Genomic DNA, 18,849 nt, shown 5'->3' on the forward strand with positions numbered 1-18,849 from the left:
TCCTTGTCCGCGCGCCGGCGTGGCCTGCCGGTGGCGCGCCGGCTGGCGATTGTGGCGTAACCGACATATGACCGGTCAGGCGAAAAATCCGATATGTCGTGGCGCGCCAGCGCCCGACATATCGCGCCGGCGCGGCCGGGGACATCACCGGGTGTCGCTTGATGGCAGGATGAAGGCATGGGGGAGCAGGGCTGGCTGCGGCTGCTGGTCACCGGGCTCGCGACCACCCACGTCGCCGGCCTGATCGCCGGGCACGTCCTGCCGTGGACGGGCAGCCTGACGATGGTGGCCTTCCTGCTGTACACCCTGAGCGTCACCGGGACCCGGCAAGTCCTCGTGGCCCGGCGCATCGGCATCGCCTGCCTGGCCGCCCTCGCGCTGGACGTCGACGCGCGCACCGGTGGCCGCTGCTTCCCCAACGTGCTGATCGATCTCACCGCCGGCGGGGTGCGGGAGTTCGAGGGCACGCTGCTCGTCGTCGGCCTGGCCGCGCTCGCCGTGTCCGCGTGCCTGCCCTGGCGGCGCGGGGTGCACCGGGCCGCGCTGGCCGCCGTGGCGTTCCTGGTGCTGCTGGCGGCGCCGATGCTCTACGCGTGGGCGCAGCCGCGGACCGAGGTGGAGGTCGGGACGCGGATCAGCGCCGAGGCCCGGCAGCGGCTGCTGGACCGGGCCCGGGCGGAGAGTCAGGAGCGCGGCACCGTGGTCGCCATCGCGATCATGGACGACCCGCTGCCGGCGCGGCTGCCGGAGCAGACCGAGGCGCCGGACTGGTCGCTCGGCCTGTCGCCCGCGGCTCCGGCGGCGGCGCTGTTCGCGGTGCTGGCGTTCATTGCGGGCGGGCGAGGTACCGAAGACCCTGTTTGAGCACGGCGCGCGGGTTGGTGTCGACGAAGCCGGCCCAGGCCGGGTCGGGCTCGTTGCGCAGCCAGGCGTACCGGGCCAGCGCGTAGCCGTACATGGGCTCGGTGAGGTAGCCGAGGCGGGTCGTGCCCGTGTACGTGTACCTGCCCTGCGTGCGCCGCGCGAACTCGAACGCGGCGTTGGCCCCGAAGATGCCGAGGCCGAAGTACAGCGCACACAGGTCGGTCAGCGGCTCGTGGTCGCCGGCGTCAGGGTCGGCGCGGCCCTCGCCGAGCAGGCGCACGTGCCCGAGCTCGTGCGCGACCGTGGCCACGAGCGCCATCGGCCGGGCGGTGAGGTCGGCGCGGAGCGTGACGACCGCGCGCCCGTCCCGCACCTGGTAGTGCCCGGCCGCCGTCCTCCCGTCGGTGAGCAGCGGTATGTGCCCGGCGAGCTCGGGGTCCAGGCCGTCGGTGTCGTACTCCAGCGCGATCGCCCCGCGCTCGACGCCCATGCGCGCGCACAGGCGCCGCACGACCGCCTCGACGTCGCCGGTGCTGCCCGTGTAGACGCCGGGGAAGTACTCGTCGCTGGGCGTGAACACGTCGCCGAACAGCGCCGCGCGGCCGAACTGCGCGGTCAGCCAGCCGAGCGACCGCTCGATCCACGCCTGTTCGACGTCGCGCACCGGGCACCGGGCCCCGCCCCACCGCACGGCGTCACTGCAGCCCGTAGCGGCGGCCGATGGCCTCGACCTCGTCCTTGGCCTCCTTGAGGCCGACGCCCGTGGCCTCGCGGTACGCCTTGATCGCCTGGATCTTCCGGCCCTGCTGCAGCTCCTGCAGGACCATCGGGTTGATGTCCGGCACGGGCTCCTGGATGCCCAGGTTCTCCATGATCAGGTCGAGCTTGCGCTCGACCGCGGCCAGGCGGCGGGCCGCGTCCGGGTCGCCGCCGCGGCGCGTGCTCAGGGCGAGCACCGCGACGACGGCCAGGATCAGTGCCGGGATCCACTCCATACCGCCATTGAACCGCATCCGAGCTATTTCAGCCTTGACTTATATAAGCCGCGGATGACACTCTCGGCTCGTGCATGCGTTCGACGTGCTCGGCGACCCTGTTCGCCGGCGGATCCTGGAGCTGCTCGCCGACGGCGAGCGGCCCGCCGGCGCGATCAGCGAGGCCGTCCGGGCCGAGTTCGGCATCTCCCAGCCGGCCGTCTCCCAGCACCTCAAGGTGCTGCGCGAGGCGGGCTTCGCCACGGTGCGCGCGGACGGCACCCGCCGCCTGTACGCCGTGGACGCCGCCCCGCTCCGGGAGATCGACGCCTGGCTGGACCGCTTCCGCGGCTTCTGGGACCAGCACCTCGACGCCCTGGCCACCGAGCTGGCCCGGGGCCGGCGCGCCCGCGCCCGAGACAAGGAGGAACCGTGATCGACCTCGTCAACCAGATCAACGCCACCCACCGCGAGCTGGGCAACGCCCCGCTGTCCACCGGTGGCGACGGCCGCTCGGTGCTGTTGCGCCGCACGTACGACGCGACCGTCGAGGACGTGTGGGACGCCTGCACCGACCCGGCCCGCCTGGCCCGCTGGCTCGCGCCGGTCGAGGGTGACCTGCGCCCCGGCGGCTCGTACCAGCTGCAGGGCAACGCCGGCGGCGAGGTCCTGCGCTGCGAGGCGCCGCGGCTGCTGCGCGTCACCTGGTCCATGGGGGAGGGGATGGCGAGCGAGGTCGAGCTGCGCCTGGCCCCGTCGGACGGCGACCGTACGGCGCTCGAGCTCGAGCACACCGCGCCGGCCGGGATCGTCGACGAGATGGTGCGCCGGTTCGGCCCGGGCGGCACGATCGGCATCGGCGGCGGCTGGGACCTGGCCCTGCTCGGCCTGTTCATGCACCTGGGCGCGGCCGCCTTCGACCCGGCGACGTGGCAGGACACCGCCGAAGCGAAGGCGTTCGCGGTGGGCAGCTGCGAGGCGTGGGGGGCGGTCGTGCAGGCCGCGTGGGGTACCAGCGACGAGGACCGCACCGCGGCGGTGGCCTTCGCGACGGGCCACTTCGCCCCGCGGTGAACCCCCGACGCCAGGAAAGCCGGCCGATTGGCCGGCTTTTCGTCGGCCCTCCCCGTGCCATGAATCGCACCACGCCGCCCATTCCGGCTCTGCATGCACCGAGCTCGGTCGGCCGGTCCGGCGCCTACGGGACGACGCGGTCGCGAATGCTGTCGAGCACCGCCTCCGCGGCCCATGCGGCTGCGTCGGCGATGTCACGCCGGTCCATCCCGAACTCGCGGCGAAACGTCACCCAGGTCGCGGCGGAGTCGAGGTGGGACAGCGCCACGATGACGGCTCTGCGCTGCGCCGTGTCGAGGGATGGCACCTCGGCGTCCAGCAGCTGTTCGAGGTGCGCCCGGCCGGGCGGCGGCGCCGCGCCGCTCACGCCGCGCATTGCCGTCTCGGCGACGACGTGCGCGAGCTCCGGCCGCGCGTCGTACCGCTGCATCGCGTCGCGGATCGCGAGGGGGACGTCGAATATCGAGTGCGACTCCTCGCGGACGAACACCGTCGCCTCGATCCACGCTGCGGTCGCCAGCAGCAGATCGACCCGCGTAGGATAGTTGCGGAACACCGTGCGTTCGGCGATGCCCGCCCGGCGGGCGACGAGCCGGTACGACACGTCGTCGCTGCCGACTTCCTCGATCAGCTCGGCGTAGGCGGCGAGGATTGCCGCTTGCGTGCCGCTCAGCGCCGGGACGGCCGTCGACCTGCTCACAGCTCCGCCAACGTCGCGTCGGGCAGCCTCGCGAGCACCGTGCCCACCGCGCGATCGAACGCGTCGCAGATCTCGCCGGCATCCAGGTCGAAGCCTGTGCGCAGTCGCGCCCAGAACATCGCCGACGAGAAGTAACGCAGAGATGCCGCGACCCGCCGCCGATCCCGCCGGTTGAGCGTCGAAGCCGACACGTCGAGCATCGCCTCGATCGCACGCGTGATGTAGGCGGGCTCGGCGTCGAGCGTCAGCGAGATCGTAGACGCCCGTGCGCCGACGAATGCGTACGCGGGCGACGCGTCGAAGGCGCGGAAGCGCTCGTGCACGGCAGCGCGGAAATCGGCCACGGTCACGAACGGCGGCAGCGGGAAATGGGTCTGCTCAATCCAGTTCGACAGTGCGGCGAGCAGGTGCGCACGCGTGGGGTACTGGCGGTAGACCGTGCGCTCCGAGATGCCGACCTCATCGGCGAGGGCGCGATACGAGATGTCGTCGAACGTGTGCTCACGCAGCAAAACCGCCGCGCTCGCGAGAATCGCGGTCGCGGTGTCGACCGGCTCCTCCATCACGTTCCCCCCTGCCTCGATCGGTCGCCCAGTGCGGGGGGCCGGTGACTTCCGGCGGAAGCACGTAGCGATCGGAATCGTCGAGCGTGAGCGCCAGCGACGAGACGTACTGCACCTGGCCGTGCAACCCTCGCTGGGCCGAGGCCAGCATATCCGGCCGCTCGAACATGTACCCGGTGACATGGCAGCGGAGCCGCTCGCCTGAGGGGTTGCCGTGCTCGTCGAACAGGGGAGAGTCGATGCCGTCGGAGCGGCGGCGGAGGTAGTAGCGCCCCCGCGTGGCGAGGGCCACGACCGGCGTGGTGACGAACGCGACGCCGATCGCGATGAGCACCGAGAACGGCTTGACGGCGGTGCCGAGCAGCCCGGCGAACGCGAGCAGCGAGAGCACCGAGGCGAGCCCCACCGACACGAGCCCCACCGGGTTCCAGTCGTGCACCATGCCGCGGCGGAATTCCGGGAAGCGCGGCGAGATGCGCAGCACCCACTTGTTGATCGCGATATCGGTGGCGATCGTCACGAGCCACGCCATGACGACGTTCGCGTAGAGGCTCAGGACGAAGGAGATGAGGGTGAAGACGTCCAGCATCATCAGCGCGTATGCGATCGCAAGGTTGAGCAGCACGAAGATCGTGCGACCCGGGTAGTGCTTCGCCACCCGGGTGAAGACGTTCGACCACGCGAGCGAGCCCGAATACGCGTTCGTCACGTTGATCTTCACCTGTGCGACCACGATGAGCACGAGGGCGAGGACGACCGCGAGCCAATCGGGGAACAGAGTCTGGTACATGCCGACGAACTGCTTGACCGGTTCGGTCGCGGAGTGCCCCAGGGTGGGATCCACCTTCACGAGGACGTAGACGGCGAGAAACACCCCGATCGTCTGCTTCGTGCCGCTGAAGATGACCCAGCCCGGGCCGGACAACGCGAACGACGTCCACCACGAGCGGGCGTTCGACGGCGTGCGCGGCGGCATGGCACGGATGTAGTCGATCTGCTCGGCCAGCTGCGGGGTGAGGGCGAAGCACACGGCCGCGCTGGAGACAACGGCGCCGAAACTGATCGAGCCGTCGGAGTTGCCGTTGAACGACATGAAGGCGCGCACTGACTCGGGGTCGGAGACGATGATCCACAGCAGCGGCAGCAGGGCGAGGGCGAGCCACAGGGGCGTCGTCCAGAAATGCAGGCGCTCCAGCGCACGCATGCCGTAGATGACGATCGGGATCACGACCACGGTCGAGACGAGATAGCCGAGCCATAGCGGCGTCCCCGTCGCCACCTGCAGCCCCTGCGCCATGATGGCACCCTCCAAGGCAAAGAAGATGCAGGTGAAGCCCGCGAAGACCACGGTTGTGATGATCGAGCCGTAGTAGCCGAATCCCGAGCCACGGGCGATGAGGTCGAGGTCGAGGTTGTAGCGGGCGGCGTAGTAGGCGACGGGTACGCCCACGATGACGATGATGACCGACGCGAACAGGATGCCGAGCATGGCATTGGCGGTGCCGTGGTCGATGCCGACGGTCGCGCCGATCGAGAAATCGGCGAGGAACGCGATGGACCCGAGGGCTGTCGCGCCGACGGAGGCCGCGCTCCAGCGCCGGAAGGTGCGCGGCACATATCGGAAGGCATAGTCCTCGAGGCTGTCCTCCGCGGCCGCGCGCGCGTTGCCTGTCCTGCTCACAGTGGCATCCCCTCACGCGCCGGGCGTGGGGCATGTTCCGGGTTCGTTGTTACGAAAGTATTGCAGGCCTGGAAACCGGTAATGTCGGCTCAGATCGCCATGGCGGCTCGCACGGTGGAGATGGCTGCCGAACCCCCCTCGTCGGTCTGGGTGACGAAGCCCGAGGCGAGCACGACGTAACGCTCAGCGGCCTCGAGGGCGAAGCCGATGTGCTGCTCGACGAGTAGCACGTTGATGCCCTCGCCGGCCAGCTGCACGATGGTGCGCTCGATCTCGGCGACGATCGTGGGCTGGATACCCTCGGTCGGCTCGTCAAGGATGAGTAGCTTCGGCTCGGTGATGAGTGCGCGGGCGATCGCGAGCTGCTGGCGCTGCCCGCCCGAGAGCAGGCCTGCCTTCCGGGCTGCGAACTGCTCCAACGCGGGGAAGCGAGCCAGCTGCGCGTCGATGAGGGCCTTGCCGCCCCGGCGTCCGTCGGCGACGAGTTGCAGATTCTCGAGCGTGGTGAGCTGGCCGAACGCCTGTTGGCCCTGCGGCACGTACGCCATGCCGCGAGCGACGCGTTTGTTGGGGGCGAGCGACGCGATGTCTTCGCCGTCGAACAACACGCGGCCCCTCGTCGGCTTGATGAGCCCGATCGCGACACGCAGCAGCGTCGTCTTGCCGGCGCCGTTGTGGCCGAGCACGGCCACGACCTTCCCGGCCGGCACCGTCACGCCGTGCAGCACCCGCGTGCGCCCGTAGCCGGCCTCGATGTCGGTGAGCTCGAGCATGTCAGTCCTCCTCCTGCTGCTGCGTCCTGGCTGCCACTACCGGCGAGCTTGCGAGCCCGACAGCTGCCGCTTCGGGCACGACCGCCATGGCGGCCGTGGTCGCGGCTCCCGTAGTGCCGAGGTAGACCTCCTGCACCTTGGGGTCGGCCTGCACCTCGGCCACCGAGCCCTGCGAGAGCACCTTGCCCTGGTGCAGCACCGTCACGCGCGTGGCAAAGCGGCGCATGAAGTCCATGTCGTGCTCGACCACCAGCACGACGCGCTTCGTCGCGATGCGCTGCAGAAGCTCGCCGGTCGCGGTGCGCTCGTCCTGGCTCATGCCGGCGACTGGTTCGTCGAGCAGCAGCACCCTCGCGTCCTGCACGAGCAGCATTGCGATCTCCAGCCACTGCTTCTGGCCGTGCGACAGAATGCCGGCCGGCGTGGCGAGCTCGCCGGCGAGTCCTGTCTCCTCAAGCGCCTGCCCGATCGACGGGTCGACGCCACGCCGGGTCCGTAGCAGCGAGGCCCAGTGGCGGTGGCGTCCGGCGGCGATGTCGAGGTTCTGCAGCACCGAGAGCTCGTTGAAGACGCTCGCGGTCTGGAACGTGCGGCCGACCCCGAGCCGGACGATCTTGTGCACCGGCCGGCCGAGCAGCTCCTGCTCGCCGAGCCTCGCCGACCCGGTGGCCGCAGAGAGCCCGGTGATGGCGTCGATGCAGGTCGTCTTGCCGGCGCCGTTCGGGCCGATGAGGAACCGGACCTCGCCAGGGTGCGCGTCGAAGGAGACGCCGCCGACCGCGACGAAGCCCGAGAACTCGACGTGGAGGTCGGTGACGACGAGCGAGGCGTCGGTCACGACTTCGCCTCCTCGAGTTGCAGGGCCGCGGTCGCAGCTGCTGGCTGTTCACCAGGGCTCCGGCGCGCTGCCGCGAGCCTGGCGGGCACCGACGACAGTCCTTTCGGCAGGAAGAGGATGACGACGATGAACAGCAGGCCGACGATGTAGGTCCAGCCGTCGGGCCAGGTGGAGCCGAGGCTCGATTGTCCCCATCCGACCGCCATCGCACCGAGCGCGGGGCCGAAGAGCGAGGCGCGGCCGCCGAAGGCAACTCCCGCGATCATGAGGATCGAGGCGGCAGCGCCGATCTCGGCCGGCGTGATGATGCCGACGATGGGCACGAACATCGCTCCGCCGATGCTTGCCATCAGCGCTGCGAGGACGAAGGCGACGAGCTTGATGTTGGCCGGGTCGTAGCCGAGGAAGCGCACGCGCTCCTCGGCGTCCCGGGTGGCGACGAGGAGCTCACCGAAGCGGCTGCGGTAGAGCTGCCACACCACGAGCAGGCACACGACGAGCAGCGCGGCCGTGATGAGGTACACCATGTTCTTGTTCGCCGGGTCCTTCAGCACGAAACCGAAGAAGTACTTGAAGTCGCTGAGCCCGGTGTCGCCGCCGGTCTCGCGGATCGTGGAGCTGACCAGGGTGGCGAGCGCGACGGCGAGCGCCTGCGTCAGGATCGCGAAGTACGCGCCCTTCACGCGGCGCTTGAACAGCGCGTAGCCGAGGATGCCGGCCACGACCACCGGGAGCAGCACGATAGCCAGCAGGGTGAACGCAACGCTGCGGAACGGCTCCCAGAACGCCGGGAGCGGCGCGAGCGGGTCGTAGAGCACCATGAACCCCGGGACCCCGTCACCGGCGGTCTCCAGCGTGAGGTGCATGGCCATCGAGTAGGCACCGAGGGCGAAGAACACCCCCTGCCCCATCACGAGCATCCCGCCTCGGCCCCACGCCAGGCCGATGCCGACGGCGGCCATCGCCCAGCAGCAGTACTTGCCGAGGTTGCCGAGCCAGTGGTCGGTGAGCACGAGGGGAGCGACCGCAAGGAGCAGGACGGCGAACACCCCGATGCCGAAGAGGGAAAGCCGTGGCTTCAGTTTGGTCATACCAGACTCCTGGTTCGCACCGTGAACAGGCCCTGCGGGCGCAGCTGCAGGAAGACGATCACGAGGATGAAGGCAAACACCTGCGCGAGGCTGCCGGTCGTCCAGTAGGCGAAGCACGAGAGGACGACGCCCACCGCCCACGCGGCGACGATGGTGCCCTTGAGCTGGCCGATGCCACCGGCGGCGACGACGAGAAAGGCCGGGATGATGTACTGCGAGCCCATCTGGGAGTTCGTGCCGCCGACGAGCGACGCGGCCACTCCGGCGACCCCGGCCAGCCCCGACCCGACGAAGAAGGTCAGGCGGTCGACGGTGCGGGTGGAGATCCCCGCGACCTCGGCGAGATCCCGGTTCTGCACGGTCGCCCGGATGCGGCGGCCGAACGAGGTGTACTTGAGCCACGCCGCCAGCGCGGCGACGCAGACGGTCGCGAGCAGGATGGTGAACACCTGCCGCAGCGGCCAGTCGTAGCCCAGGATGGTCAACTGCCCGTCGAGCCAGCCTGGCTTCTCCACCGGGACGCCCTGGGACGGGAAGATATGCAGTGCCGCCTGTTGCAGGATCAGGCTGACACCGACCGTGACGAGCAGGGTGTCGAGGGGCCTGCGGTACATCCATTGGATGATGCTGACCTCCAGCAGGAGGCCGAACAGTCCGGCGACGAGGAACGCGACCGGCAGCGCTACCGGGATCGACAGATCGCTGGAATCGATGACCTGCTGGACGAGGTAGGCGGTGAAGGCGCCGATCATGAGGAACTCGCCGTGGGCCATGTTGATCACGCCCATCTGGCCGAAGGTGAGCGAGAGGCCGAGCGCGGCGAGCAGGAGCAGCGCACCCTGTGCGCTGCCGTTCAGCAGCGGTGGGATCAATGCGTCCACGTGCTCTCACTCTCTGTGCGGGGGTGGGTGCGAGGGGGGATTCGGATCCGGGTACGCGGGGTTGCCTGCCGCAGGCGACACGCAACCCCGCGTCCGGGTGGGGGGTGGGCCGATCAGCCCGCGGCCTTCACGAGCTGGTCGCGGACGTTCGCCGGGAACCAGTCGTAGCCTTTGAGGAACGGGTCGGGCTTGATGAACTTGTCCGAGGACCAGACGATGTCGAACTGCTTGCTGGCGTTGATCTGGCCGATGTGGCCCGGCTTCGAGATGTGGTGGTTCTCGCCGTCGAGGGTGACGGTGCCCTCCGGCGCGGCGAACGTGATGGTGTTCTTCTTCGCTGCGGCGTTCACCGCGTTGACGTCGAACGAGCCGGCCGCCTCGACGAGGGCCTTGTACAGGTACAGCGAGATGTAGGCGGCCTCCATCGGGTCGGAGGTGACGCCGCTGCTCTTGGGGTAGGCCTTCCAGCTTTCGATGAACTTCGGGTTGGTGTCGGTCTTGAGCGACTGGAAGTAGTTCCAGGACGCGTAGTGGCCGGTGACCTCGTGGCCCATGGCCGGCGCCTCCTCCTCGGCGATCGACACCGAGATGATCGGCGTCGTCGCCGCGGTGAGGCCGGCGTCGTAGTAGGCCTTGATGAAGCCGACGTTCGACGAGCCGTTGATGGTGTTGAAGATGAAGTCGGGCTTGGCCGCCTTGATCTTCGCCACCTGCGTGGTCCAGTCGTCCTTGTCGAGGGGTACGTACTCCTCACCGACGATCTCGATGCCGAGCTTGGCCGCGTAGAGCTTGATGATCGCGTTCGCGGTGCGCGGGAAGACGTAGTCGCTGCCGGCGAGGAACAGCCGCTTCACCCCCTTGGAGGCGAGGAAGTCCATCGCCGGGATGATCTGCTGATTCGTGGTCGCACCGGTGTAGTAGATGTTCGGCGACGCCTCGAGGCCCTCGTACTGCACCGGGTAGAAGAACAGGCCGTTGTTCTTCTCCACGACCGGCTTGACGGCCTTGCGGGAGGACGAGGTCCAGCCGCCGAAGATCGCGCCGACGCAGTCCTGGGTGAGCAGCTTCTCGGTCTTCTCCGCGAAGGTGGGCCAATCGGTGGCGCCGTCCTCCTGGACGTACTGAATCTTCTTTCCGAGGATGCCGCCGCCGGCGTTGATCTCGTCGGCGGCCATGTGCAGCACGTTGGAGACGGTCTTCTCGGAGATCGCCATGCCGCCGGTGAGGGAGTTGAGGAAGCCGAGCTTGATGGTGTTGCCGGAGGTGTCGACGCAACTGGGTCCGGCCGACTTGCTGACGGACGTTTCGTCGCCGGCGCGGGCGCCACAGCCGGCGAGCACGAGGGCGACGGCCGTCGCGAAGGCGCCCGTGGCGACAAGCGTGCGTAGCCGCTTGTTGGTGTTGGACATATGCGGGAACTCCGTTCCTGGTCAAGGAGGCGTGTCGCCGGGGTCGCGGCCCAGCGGTCGGTGCGGCCGTTCATGTCACGGGCCGGGCCGCCGGCGTCCCAAGCGCTCAGCCCGGTATCGCCAACGAGGTGCAGCCGGCTGCTGCAGGTGAGAGCAGATTGGTCCCGTGTCATTACTCTGACATTTCTCGATGGTTCCAACTATGTAACCGCCGCCCAGCAGAGCTGCGCTGGCCTCCGAAATGCACGGAAAATCGCAGAAGGGCGATGTCAGAGTTCTGTCGCGCCCGAGATGGGAGCAGAATGATGGCACACTTCTGACATCAGGGAGCGGCCGAGACGGTGGTGCGCGATCGGCGGGCGACCCGGCGCTCATCGGGATCGTGCTGTCCATCGGCTGGCCGCGTGCGGGGCCGCCGTGCTCGCCGTCGCCGTCGCGGCCGGCGCCTCGCCCGTGTTCGGCGCCGACCGGAGCCCAGCGGCCGTAGTCAAGCGGCCGTAGTCAAGCGCCGGAACCAGCGGCCGCAACCAAGCGCCCGGAACCAGCGGCCGCAACCAAGCGCCCGGAACCAGCGGCCGCAACCAAGCGCCCGGAACCAACGGCCGCAGGCCGGGCGGCCGGCGCCAAAGGCCTCGGTCCCGGGCGGCCGGAACCAGAAGGCCTCAGTCCGCGGCCCAGTCCCGGATCGCGTCGAAGTCGGCGGCGGTGAGCCCGGCCCGGCCCATGACGCGGTGCAGCAGCGCCGGGGCCGTGTGGTGCCGGGCGACGAAGGTCCGGTCGGCCGCGGTGATCTCGTCGTCGACCCAGACGAACGGCCGCCCGGCCGCCCACGCCACGATGTCTTTGGTCTTCCAGTGCCGGCCGTCCGGGTCCACCTCGTCGTCCTCGGACCAGGCGACCACCGGCAGCCGCGGCAGGCCGAGCAGCGGGCCGATCACCTCGTTGGCGTCGGCGGCCCAGGTGGTCGCCCAGACCAGCTCGCAGCCGAGCCCGAGCAGCCGCGGCCCGTCGGCCGGGTCGACGCGGGCGAGCATCGGGTTGCCGTGCCGCGCGGCGGCCGCCGCGGCCGCCGGGTGCGGGTCCGCGCCGCGGTGCGCGAGCGGGATGAGCGGCCCGTCGACGTCCAGGAACAGCAGCGGCTTCGATCCCACACAGAAATTGTGCGCACATGTCCGCAAGGATGTGTCGAGCGGGCGTCCGCGGCTCCGACCGATGGGCAAAGGACCGGACACGAAGGAGCGGGAACATGCGCAAGGTCATCTACTGGGTGCACACCTCCGTCGACGGGTTCATCGACGGGCCGAACGGGGAGTTCGACTGGCCGGTGATGGGGCCGGAGCTCTCGGCGTACTCGGAGGCGCTCGACGAGCGGGTCGACACGCTGCTGTACGGGCGCCCGGTCTGGCAGATGATGGTCGGCTTCTGGCCGCAGGCCGAGTCGATGAGCGACGACCCGCACACCCGGGCGTTCGCCCCGTTCTGGCGGGCCACGCCGAAGGTCGTGTGCTCGCGGACGTACGAGGGCGACGACTGGACCGCCCGCGTGATCCGCGACGACCTCCCGGGCGAGATGGCCGCGCTCAAGGCCGGGGACGGGGCCGACATCCTGCTGACCGGCGGCAGCGGACTCGCGGCGGCGCTCACCGCGCACGGGCTCATCGACGAGTACCACATCGCGGTGCACCCGGTCGTTCTCGGCGGCGGCCGTCCGCTCTTCGCCGAGCCCGGGCGGCGGCTCGACCTGGAGCCGGACGGGTCGCGCGTGCTCGACGGCCGCGTGGTGGTGACCCGCTACCACCTGGCCGGGTGAGGCCGGAAAAGATGCACGGCCAATGCCGAAAGATCGCCCGGCGGCGTATCGTCCCACGGCATGGTGTTCAAGGTGGACGTTCCGCCGGACCTCGTCGGCGGCGATGTCGATGAGGGGTACGGGCCGGTCGCCGATGCGTTCCGGCGCAACTTCGCCGAGCGCGGCGAGATCGGGGGCGCCTGCGCCGTGTACCGCGACGGCCGCAAGGTCGTCGACCTGTGGGGCGGCTACCGCGACGGGCACCGCCGCGAGCCCTGGCGCGAGGACACGCTCGTCACCGTGTTCTCCACGACGAAGGGGGTGTCGGGGCTCGCGCTCGCGGTCGCCCACGCCCGCGGCTGGATCGACCACGACGCGCCCGTGGCGCGGTACTGGCCCGAGTTCGCCGCCGCCGGCAAGGACGCGGTGACGGTCCGGCAGCTGCTCGCCCACCAGGCCGGGCTGCCCGCGATCGACCGGCCGCTGAGCGTCGGGGACCTCGCCGACCTCGACGTGGTCGCGGCCGCCCTCGCGGCGCAGCGGCCGGCCTGGGCCCCGGGGACTCGGCACGGGTACCACGCCATCTCCCTCGGCTGGTACGAGGGCGAGCTCATCCGCCGCGTCGACCCCGGGCGGCGCACGCTCGGCCGGTTCTTCGCCGAGGAGGTGGCGGCGCCGCTCGGCATCGAGTTCCACATCGGCGTGCCCGATTCCGTGGACCCGGAGCGCATCGCGCACATCCACGGGTTCAAGCCGGCCGAGATGCTGCTGCACATGGGCACCTTGCCGCGCGGGTTCGTGCTGGGCTTCCTCAACCCGAGGAGCGTCACGGCGCGCTCGTTCACCAATCCGAAGGTGCTCGGCCAGACCGGCAACTACAACCTCCCCGAGGTGCGGCGGCTGGAGCTGCCCGCGGCCAACGGCACCGGCGAGGTCCGCGCGATCGCCCGCGCCTACGGCGACGCGGCCGCCGGCGGGGCGGTCCTCGGGCTCGGCCCGGCGACCCTGGACGCGCTGGTCCGGCCCGCGGAGACGCCCAGCGGCGGCCTCCAGGATGTCGTACTGCGGGTGCCGACCCAGTTCTCACTGGGTTACATCAAGCCGTTCCCGGCCTTCCGGTTCGGGGCCGCCGGCGACCGCGCGTTCGGCACGCCCGGGGCCGGCGGCTCGTTCGGGTTCGCCGACCCCGAGACCCGCGTCGGCTTCGCGTACGCCATGAACCGCGCGGGTTTCCACCTGTGGGACGACCCGCGGGAGCTGGCGCTGCGCGAGGCGCTGTTCCGCACCGTGCTCGGCGAGCGGAGCCAGCGCCCCGACCGCTAGGGGCTGCCCGTACCAGTCCTCGCGGGTCATCGGCAGGTCGGTGGCGCCGCCCGGGGACTTCTGCAGCAGCGTCTGGTGCAGGTTGATCCGGCCGCGCCGGTAGGCGTGCTCCAGGCCGGCGAAGTAGATCCGGTAGACCCGGACCGTCCGGTCGCCGACGATCGCGGCGGCCTGCGTCTCGGCGCCGTCGAGGCGCTCGCGCCAGCTACGGATCGTGCGGGCGTAGTGCCGGCGCAGGTTCTCGACGTCGAGCACCTCGAAGCCGGCGTCCTCGGCGGCCCGGACGGTGGCGCCGATCGTCATGAGGCGGGCGTCGGGGAAGACGTAGGCGTCGAGGAACGGCGAGCCGATGGGCTCGCCGGCCTTGCCGGTCATGCCGTGGTTGAGCAGGGTGCCGCCCGGCTCGAGCAGGCGCCAGGCCTTGGCCAGGTACGTCCGCCACACGGCCGGGCCGAGGTGCTCGACCAGGCCGACCGAGCTGATGCGGTCGTACCGCCGGGCCTCGTCGAGGTCGCGGAAGTCGGTCAGCTCGATCCGGCAGCGCCCGCTCAGGCCGGCGGCGGCGACGCGCTCGGTGGCGAGCTCGGCCTGGGCCGTGCTGTTGGTGACGCCGTGCACGATCGCGCCGTAGTGGCTCGCGGCGTGGATGGCCAGGCCGCCCCAGCCGCAGCCGACGTCGAGGAGCCGGTCGCCCTCCCGCAGCCGCAGCTTGCGGCAGACCAGGTCGAACTTCTGGACCTGGGCGGCGTCGAGGGTGTCGGTCTCGGTGCGGAAGTACCCGCAGGTGTACGCCATCCACGCATCGAGCCAGAGCCGGTAGAAGTCGTTGGAGCGGCTGTAGTGGAAGTCGTTGACCAGCCGGTCCCGGGCGACCGAATGGGCCCGGCCGGCGAGGCTGACGCGCAGCTCCCGGGGGCGCCCGGAGCCCGCCCGGGGCAGCGACAGCAGCAGGCGCAGCTGCCGGGCCCGCGCCGTGGCCGGCACCGGCGACTCGATGATCGTGTAGGCGACGCGCATCGCGGCGACGAGGTCGCCCTCGACGTCGATGTCGCGCATGACGTACGCCTCGCCGAACGTGCGGTCGTTGAGCGGGAAGAACATGGCGCGCAGGGCGCCGGGCCGGTTCAGCACCAGCGTGAACTCGGCGTCGCCGGGCGGGTCGAAGCGCCGGCCGTTCCAGTCGCGCACGGCGAACCGGCGGCCGCCGTAGTCGTGCAGGACCGCGTCGAGGACGCGGATCGTGCGCTCGGTCAGCGGATCGTCCACCCGGGTTCCGGTCATCGGGGCCTCCAGCGCGGGGAAGTGGGCGTCAGCGGGGCTGCAGCCCCTCGTCGGGGCGGTCGGCGAGCCGCAGCAGCATCTCCGCGATGTGCTCGTCGCGCACGGTGGGCGCCAGCCGGTCCGGGAACTCGGCCAGGGTCGGTTCGACGTCGAGGCAGTCCTCCAGCAGCGACAGCATGGAGCCGGCCAGCTCGCCGCGGTCGAGGCCGGCGAGCATGTCGCCGACGGCCTCGCAGACCACGGTGGGGCGGGGCTCGGCCTCGTCGCGCTCGCCGGCCCGGCTGGTGACCCAGTCGCGGACGATGCCGACCAGGTCGAGCGCCTTCCAGGTCTCCTTCGCGTCCTGGGCACACGCCTGCAGGTCGGCGAGCGCCTTGCACGCCACGGCGGACGTCGCGACCAGCGGGCGCTGCACGCGGGCGGCCCGCATGAAGTGCAGCCCGCGGACGCACCGCAGATAGCCGAGGTACGTCATGTAGCGCGCGAAGCGGGTGTACTCGAGGCCGCGCAGCGTCTGCAGGTCGCGCAGGCGGTGCAGGTCGCGGAAGTCCTCGGCGCTGCGCACCACGAACCGGTCGTGGCGCAGCACCGAGCGCATGCGTTCGAGGTAGTCGGTGTAGGACGACGTGCGCTTGTCGTCGCAGAGCATCGCCAGGTAGCAGCGGGCGAACAGCTGCCGGTCGCCGTCCGGGCCGGTGAACTGCTCGCGGAGCAGGGCGGCGAGGGCCTCCTGGCTCGGGGCGTCGTCCAGCACCGCGGTCCAGAGCATCGCGGCCATCCGGTACTGCAGGAACGTGCCGGCGCGCATCTGCTCGGCGAGGTACGACCGGCCGGTCGCCACCTCCTCGCCGTGGGGGCCCCGCCCGGCGCGTTCGAGCATCTCGACGAGCATCGCCGCGAGCGGGTAGCGCACCTGGTCGGCCGCGTCGAGCAGGCGCCGGTGGATGTCCACCGCGGCGGAGACCGCCCGGCCGCCGATCTGGTCGGTGCCGCGCAGCAGGCCGCGCCACGCGTCCAGCGCGCTGCGGTACCGCTCGTTCATGTCCTTGCGGACCGGCGCGACGGTCGGGGTCAGCAGCGCGCGGGCCAGCAGCGACATGCGACCGGCCATCTCCAGGGTGGTCGGGCGGCCGCCGAGCCGCTCCCGGACCTGGGCGAGCTCGGCCCCGGCCGGCCCCTGGGCGTCGAGCAGCGACAGTACCGTGACGCAGTAGCCCTGCACGTCGGGCGCGACCGGTCGCACGCCCGGCCGCGGGCGGAACGCGCCGACGGCGGGCGCGCCGGCGAGCGTCATCACCGCCGGGACCAGCGGCATCAGCGCCTCCGCGGAGTGGTGGGCCACCTCGCCGGCGACCATGGCCAGCAACGCCGTCGTCGGCTCGAGCAGCGGTCCGTCGGTGTCGATGGTCGCCGCGACCACCTCCGTGAACGCCGACAGCGATCCGGTGCGCCGCTGCGGGCGCAGCAGCAGTCCGTGCGCGGCCTGCTCGACACGGCTGCAGGTCGGCCAGTCGTGGGCCGCGTGCGCGGCGGCGTAGACGTCCAGCAGGGCGGCGCAGATCCTCCGCTGCAGGTCGCGGGCGGCCGTTCCCGGGCGGACGTCGACCAGGCACTCGGCGCACAGCATCACGTCGCCCGGCGTGCGCGGGGCCGGCCCGTCCATCAGCTCGCCGAGGAGCCGGTTGGCGAGCTCGGGCCCGTCGCTGTCGAGGTCGCTGGCGCAGGCGATGGCGAGCACGAACGGCTCCCGCCACACGCCGCTGTCGTCCCGGGCCGAGGCGACCAGGGCCGCGGCCCCGGCACCGGGGTCCAGCAGCGCCTCGCGCAGCAGGTAGCGGGCCGCGAAGTACTCCTGGAAGCTGCGGTGGGCGAAGCCGTAGTACTCCTCGGTGCGCCGGCCGAACACGCCGCCCCGGACGCGTACCAGCTGCAGGAACGCCTCGACCGCGGGGACGGAGGAGTCCTCGCCGGGCGCGTAGCGGCGGGTCGCGTCGGAGACGCTGCCCATCACCGTCGGCCGGTCGGCGAGGTTGTTGGAGTGGGCCGACTGCATGCGCACGGCGAGCGGGCCGAGCTTGGCGATGGCCGCCTCCTCGGGCACGACCGGCAGCTGCGTCGTGGTGTTGCGGCTCTCCAGCATGGTCCGCACGATCGTGCCGTAGATCTCGCTGCGGCGCAGTGACAGCGCGACCTGGTTGTGGTGCATGACGGTCAGCAGGGCCAGCAGCAGCGGGTTGCCGGCCAGCTCCAGCAGCGCCGGCCGCCCGTTGATGAGATCGCGCAGCTGCGCGATCTCGGCCGCCGCCCGCTGGCCGGCCAGCTCGGGCCGGTCGGCGATCCGGGCCAGGCGCAGCTCCGGGTCCCACCGGCCGATCGCGTGGTTCCACTGGGTGAGGAAGGTGTCGATCTGCTCGATGCTGAAGTCGGCGATGGTGACGTGGGCGGCGGCGTCCGGGAACGCGTGCTGGTCGTAGCCGGCCAGCCGGGACGTGATGAGGAACCGGTTGAACGGCCGCCCGGGCCGGTTGCCGGCCGGGGCGTAGTTGCGGGCGAAGTCGCGGATCGCGCGCTGCACGGCCTTGCGCTCGGCGATGTCGCTGATCTCGTCGAGGCCGTCCATGAGCACCGTGCAGGCGCCGCTGCGCAGCGCGGAGTCGAGGTACTCCCCGACGTTGTCGATGGTCCACCGTCCGACGGTGATGCCGATGAACTCGCGGAGGCTGACGGCCTCCGGCGCGCGGTTCGCGCACGCGTCGGCGTACTCGCGCAGCTGCACGAAGATCGGCACGGCGACCGGCTCCGGCACGGTCGGCAGCGGATCGGCGTCGCCCCGGCTGCGGCGCGCCAGGTTCAGGGCGATCCGGGCCAGCAGCGTGCTCTTGCCGGCGCCCGGCTTGCCCTGGATGACCAGGATCGGCTTCTCCGGCTCGAGCTGGCCGAGCACGTCGCCGAGGGAGTACCGCTCGTCGCCGCCGATGCCGCCGCGCTTGCGCTCGATGCCGGACAGGATGCGCTCGACCTCCTCGGCCGACGGGGAGTCCAGCGCCCGGCGCAGCTTGGCCCGTTCGTCGGCGGTCAGCGGGTACTCGGCGACCGCCCGGCGCAGGAAAGCCGGCTCCACGAAGATCTGGTCGAGGCTCACGCTGTCGGAGACGAGGCTTTCGGGGATGCCGGTCAGCGCGATCTGCTCGTGCTCCTTGATCACCCGGGTCAGGTAGGCCCGGCGCGCGTCGGGCGTCCGCCGGAGGAGGCCCGGATGGCTGCCGGCGAACACCGCCGCGGTCACGATGCTCAGCAGCGCGAAGGCCAGGACCGCGATCGTCGGGTGGGTCAGCAGCCAGCCCAGCGGCGTGTCCTGCAGGGACCGCAGCCAGTTCGGCGGCGACACCAGCGCCGAGGAGGCCAGGTTGCCGGCCACCTGGACGCCGATCGTGACCCACACGACCCAGCCCCAGCGCCACGCCAGGACGCACAGCCGCTCGTAGATCCGCCGGGCCCGGCCGCGCGGGACCCGGACCCGGCGATACGGCCGGCGAATGGTGCGCCATCGACTTCGCCATTGACGGTGATCCACCCGTACCGCCTCCGCGTTTTTTGTTTTCCCAGCA

At 71.2% G+C, this 18,849-nt stretch carries 17 protein-coding genes and 1 pseudogene; 5 read left to right on the forward strand and 13 right to left on the reverse strand.

Annotated elements, in window-relative coordinates; genetic code table 11:
- Positions 1–177 precede the first annotated feature (177 nt).
- Positions 178–864: a hypothetical protein gene (locus tag ACPPVO_RS17160; protein ID WP_426512197.1), complete on the forward strand. Its 687-nt coding sequence runs from the start codon at positions 178–180 to the stop codon at positions 862–864.
- On the opposite strand, the gene ACPPVO_RS17165 is transcribed toward ACPPVO_RS17160, so the two are convergent.
- Together ACPPVO_RS17165 and ACPPVO_RS17170 are read right to left on the reverse strand one after the other, a co-directional pair.
- Positions 827–1,555, reverse strand: a complete 729-nt coding sequence (locus ACPPVO_RS17165; RefSeq protein WP_426512198.1) for a hypothetical protein — start codon at positions 1,553–1,555, stop codon at positions 827–829. The genes ACPPVO_RS17160 and ACPPVO_RS17165 overlap by 38 nt on opposite strands.
- Before the next feature lie 4 nt (positions 1,556–1,559).
- Positions 1,560–1,859 carry a ribosomal protein L7/L12 gene (locus ACPPVO_RS17170; protein ID WP_426512199.1) on the reverse strand — a complete coding sequence of 100 codons (300 nt, stop codon included), beginning with the start codon at positions 1,857–1,859 and terminating at the stop codon, positions 1,560–1,562.
- 70 nt (positions 1,860–1,929) lie between these two features.
- Here ACPPVO_RS17170 and ACPPVO_RS17175 point away from each other — a divergent pair, with 70 nt between their 5' ends.
- Both ACPPVO_RS17175 and ACPPVO_RS17180 read left to right on the forward strand, forming a co-directional pair.
- Positions 1,930–2,274 carry an ArsR/SmtB family transcription factor gene (locus tag ACPPVO_RS17175; RefSeq protein ID WP_426512200.1) on the forward strand — a complete coding sequence of 115 codons (345 nt, stop codon included), beginning with the start codon at positions 1,930–1,932 and terminating at the stop codon, positions 2,272–2,274.
- Entirely contained in the window at positions 2,271–2,912 is a 642-nt protein-coding gene (locus ACPPVO_RS17180; protein WP_426512201.1) for an SRPBCC family protein, read from the forward strand. Before ACPPVO_RS17175 ends, ACPPVO_RS17180 begins: the two co-directional genes overlap by 4 nt.
- 124 nt (positions 2,913–3,036) lie before the next feature.
- Here the strand turns inward: ACPPVO_RS17180 and ACPPVO_RS17185 are convergent, their stop codons facing one another.
- From ACPPVO_RS17185 to ACPPVO_RS17225, 9 genes are all read right to left on the reverse strand, one after another.
- Complete coding sequence (locus ACPPVO_RS17185) at positions 3,037–3,612, reverse strand: TetR/AcrR family transcriptional regulator (protein WP_426512202.1); 576 nt, start codon at positions 3,610–3,612, stop codon at positions 3,037–3,039.
- The gene (locus ACPPVO_RS17190) at positions 3,609–4,175 is read right to left on the reverse strand and encodes a TetR/AcrR family transcriptional regulator (RefSeq protein ID WP_426512203.1); all 567 of its coding nucleotides are present in this window, start codon (positions 4,173–4,175) and stop codon (positions 3,609–3,611) included. The genes ACPPVO_RS17185 and ACPPVO_RS17190 overlap by 4 nt, the downstream gene beginning before the upstream one ends.
- Entirely contained in the window at positions 4,114–5,856 is a 1,743-nt protein-coding gene (locus ACPPVO_RS17195; protein WP_426512204.1) for a purine-cytosine permease family protein, read from the reverse strand. Before ACPPVO_RS17195 ends, ACPPVO_RS17190 begins: the two co-directional genes overlap by 62 nt.
- A gap of 89 nt (positions 5,857–5,945) precedes the next feature.
- Positions 5,946–6,629, reverse strand: a complete 684-nt coding sequence (locus tag ACPPVO_RS17200; RefSeq protein ID WP_426512205.1) for an ATP-binding cassette domain-containing protein — start codon at positions 6,627–6,629, stop codon at positions 5,946–5,948.
- A 1-nt stretch (position 6,630) separates the two neighbouring features.
- Positions 6,631–7,467, reverse strand: coding sequence for an urea ABC transporter ATP-binding protein UrtD (urtD, locus tag ACPPVO_RS17205; RefSeq protein ID WP_426512206.1), 837 nt, complete (start codon positions 7,465–7,467; stop codon positions 6,631–6,633).
- Positions 7,464–8,558: an urea ABC transporter permease subunit UrtC gene (urtC, locus tag ACPPVO_RS17210; protein WP_426512207.1), complete on the reverse strand. Its 1,095-nt coding sequence runs from the start codon at positions 8,556–8,558 to the stop codon at positions 7,464–7,466. The genes urtD and urtC overlap by 4 nt, the downstream gene beginning before the upstream one ends.
- Positions 8,555–9,439, reverse strand: a complete 885-nt coding sequence (gene urtB / locus ACPPVO_RS17215) for an urea ABC transporter permease subunit UrtB (RefSeq protein WP_426512208.1) — start codon at positions 9,437–9,439, stop codon at positions 8,555–8,557. Before urtB ends, urtC begins: the two co-directional genes overlap by 4 nt.
- Positions 9,440–9,552: 113 nt before the next feature.
- Positions 9,553–10,848 carry an urea ABC transporter substrate-binding protein gene (gene urtA, locus ACPPVO_RS17220; RefSeq protein WP_426512209.1) on the reverse strand — a complete coding sequence of 432 codons (1,296 nt, stop codon included), beginning with the start codon at positions 10,846–10,848 and terminating at the stop codon, positions 9,553–9,555.
- Positions 10,849–11,510: 662 nt separating this feature from the next.
- Entirely contained in the window at positions 11,511–11,999 is a 489-nt protein-coding gene (locus ACPPVO_RS17225) for an HAD domain-containing protein (RefSeq protein WP_426512210.1), read from the reverse strand.
- A 95-nt stretch (positions 12,000–12,094) separates the two neighbouring features.
- On the opposite strand from ACPPVO_RS17225, the gene ACPPVO_RS17230 reads away from it, so the two are divergent.
- Together ACPPVO_RS17230 and ACPPVO_RS17235 are read left to right on the forward strand one after the other, a co-directional pair.
- The gene (locus ACPPVO_RS17230; protein ID WP_426512211.1) at positions 12,095–12,658 is read left to right on the forward strand and encodes a dihydrofolate reductase family protein; all 564 of its coding nucleotides are present in this window, start codon (positions 12,095–12,097) and stop codon (positions 12,656–12,658) included.
- Between the two features lie 60 nt (positions 12,659–12,718).
- Positions 12,719–13,960, forward strand: coding sequence for a serine hydrolase domain-containing protein (locus ACPPVO_RS17235; RefSeq protein WP_426512212.1), 1,242 nt, complete (start codon positions 12,719–12,721; stop codon positions 13,958–13,960).
- A 132-nt stretch (positions 13,961–14,092) separates the two neighbouring features.
- On the opposite strand, the pseudogene ACPPVO_RS17240 reads toward ACPPVO_RS17235, so the two are convergent.
- Both ACPPVO_RS17240 and ACPPVO_RS17245 read right to left on the reverse strand, forming a co-directional pair.
- Positions 14,093–15,241 (reverse strand): annotated as a pseudogene (locus ACPPVO_RS17240) (class I SAM-dependent methyltransferase); the annotation flags it as partial.
- 28 nt (positions 15,242–15,269) lie between these two features.
- On the reverse strand, positions 15,270–18,815 hold the full coding sequence (locus tag ACPPVO_RS17245; RefSeq protein WP_426512213.1) for an NACHT domain-containing protein: 3,546 nt from the start codon (positions 18,813–18,815) through the stop codon (positions 15,270–15,272).
- Positions 18,816–18,849 lie beyond the last annotated feature (34 nt).

The organism is Dactylosporangium sp. McL0621 (assembly GCF_049995355.1).
GTDB lineage: Bacteria > Actinomycetota > Actinomycetes > Mycobacteriales > Micromonosporaceae > Dactylosporangium.

What these genes read in the sequence shown, in the direction of transcription:
- urtA (WP_426512209.1), bottom strand. Translation starts at nt 10,848, where the DNA reads ATGTCCAACACCAACAAGCGGCTACGCACGCTTGTCGCCACGGGCGCC.
- ACPPVO_RS17230 (WP_426512211.1), top strand. Translation starts at nt 12,095, where the DNA reads ATGCGCAAGGTCATCTACTGGGTGCACACCTCCGTCGACGGGTTCATC.
- ACPPVO_RS17235 (WP_426512212.1), top strand. Translation starts at nt 12,719, where the DNA reads ATGGTGTTCAAGGTGGACGTTCCGCCGGACCTCGTCGGCGGCGATGTC.
- ACPPVO_RS17200 (WP_426512205.1), bottom strand. Translation starts at nt 6,629, where the DNA reads ATGCTCGAGCTCACCGACATCGAGGCCGGCTACGGGCGCACGCGGGTG.
- ACPPVO_RS17160 (WP_426512197.1), top strand. Translation starts at nt 178, where the DNA reads ATGGGGGAGCAGGGCTGGCTGCGGCTGCTGGTCACCGGGCTCGCGACC.
- ACPPVO_RS17170 (WP_426512199.1), bottom strand. Translation starts at nt 1,859, where the DNA reads ATGGAGTGGATCCCGGCACTGATCCTGGCCGTCGTCGCGGTGCTCGCC.
- urtC (WP_426512207.1), bottom strand. Translation starts at nt 8,558, where the DNA reads ATGACCAAACTGAAGCCACGGCTTTCCCTCTTCGGCATCGGGGTGTTC.
- ACPPVO_RS17190 (WP_426512203.1), bottom strand. Translation starts at nt 4,175, where the DNA reads ATGGAGGAGCCGGTCGACACCGCGACCGCGATTCTCGCGAGCGCGGCG.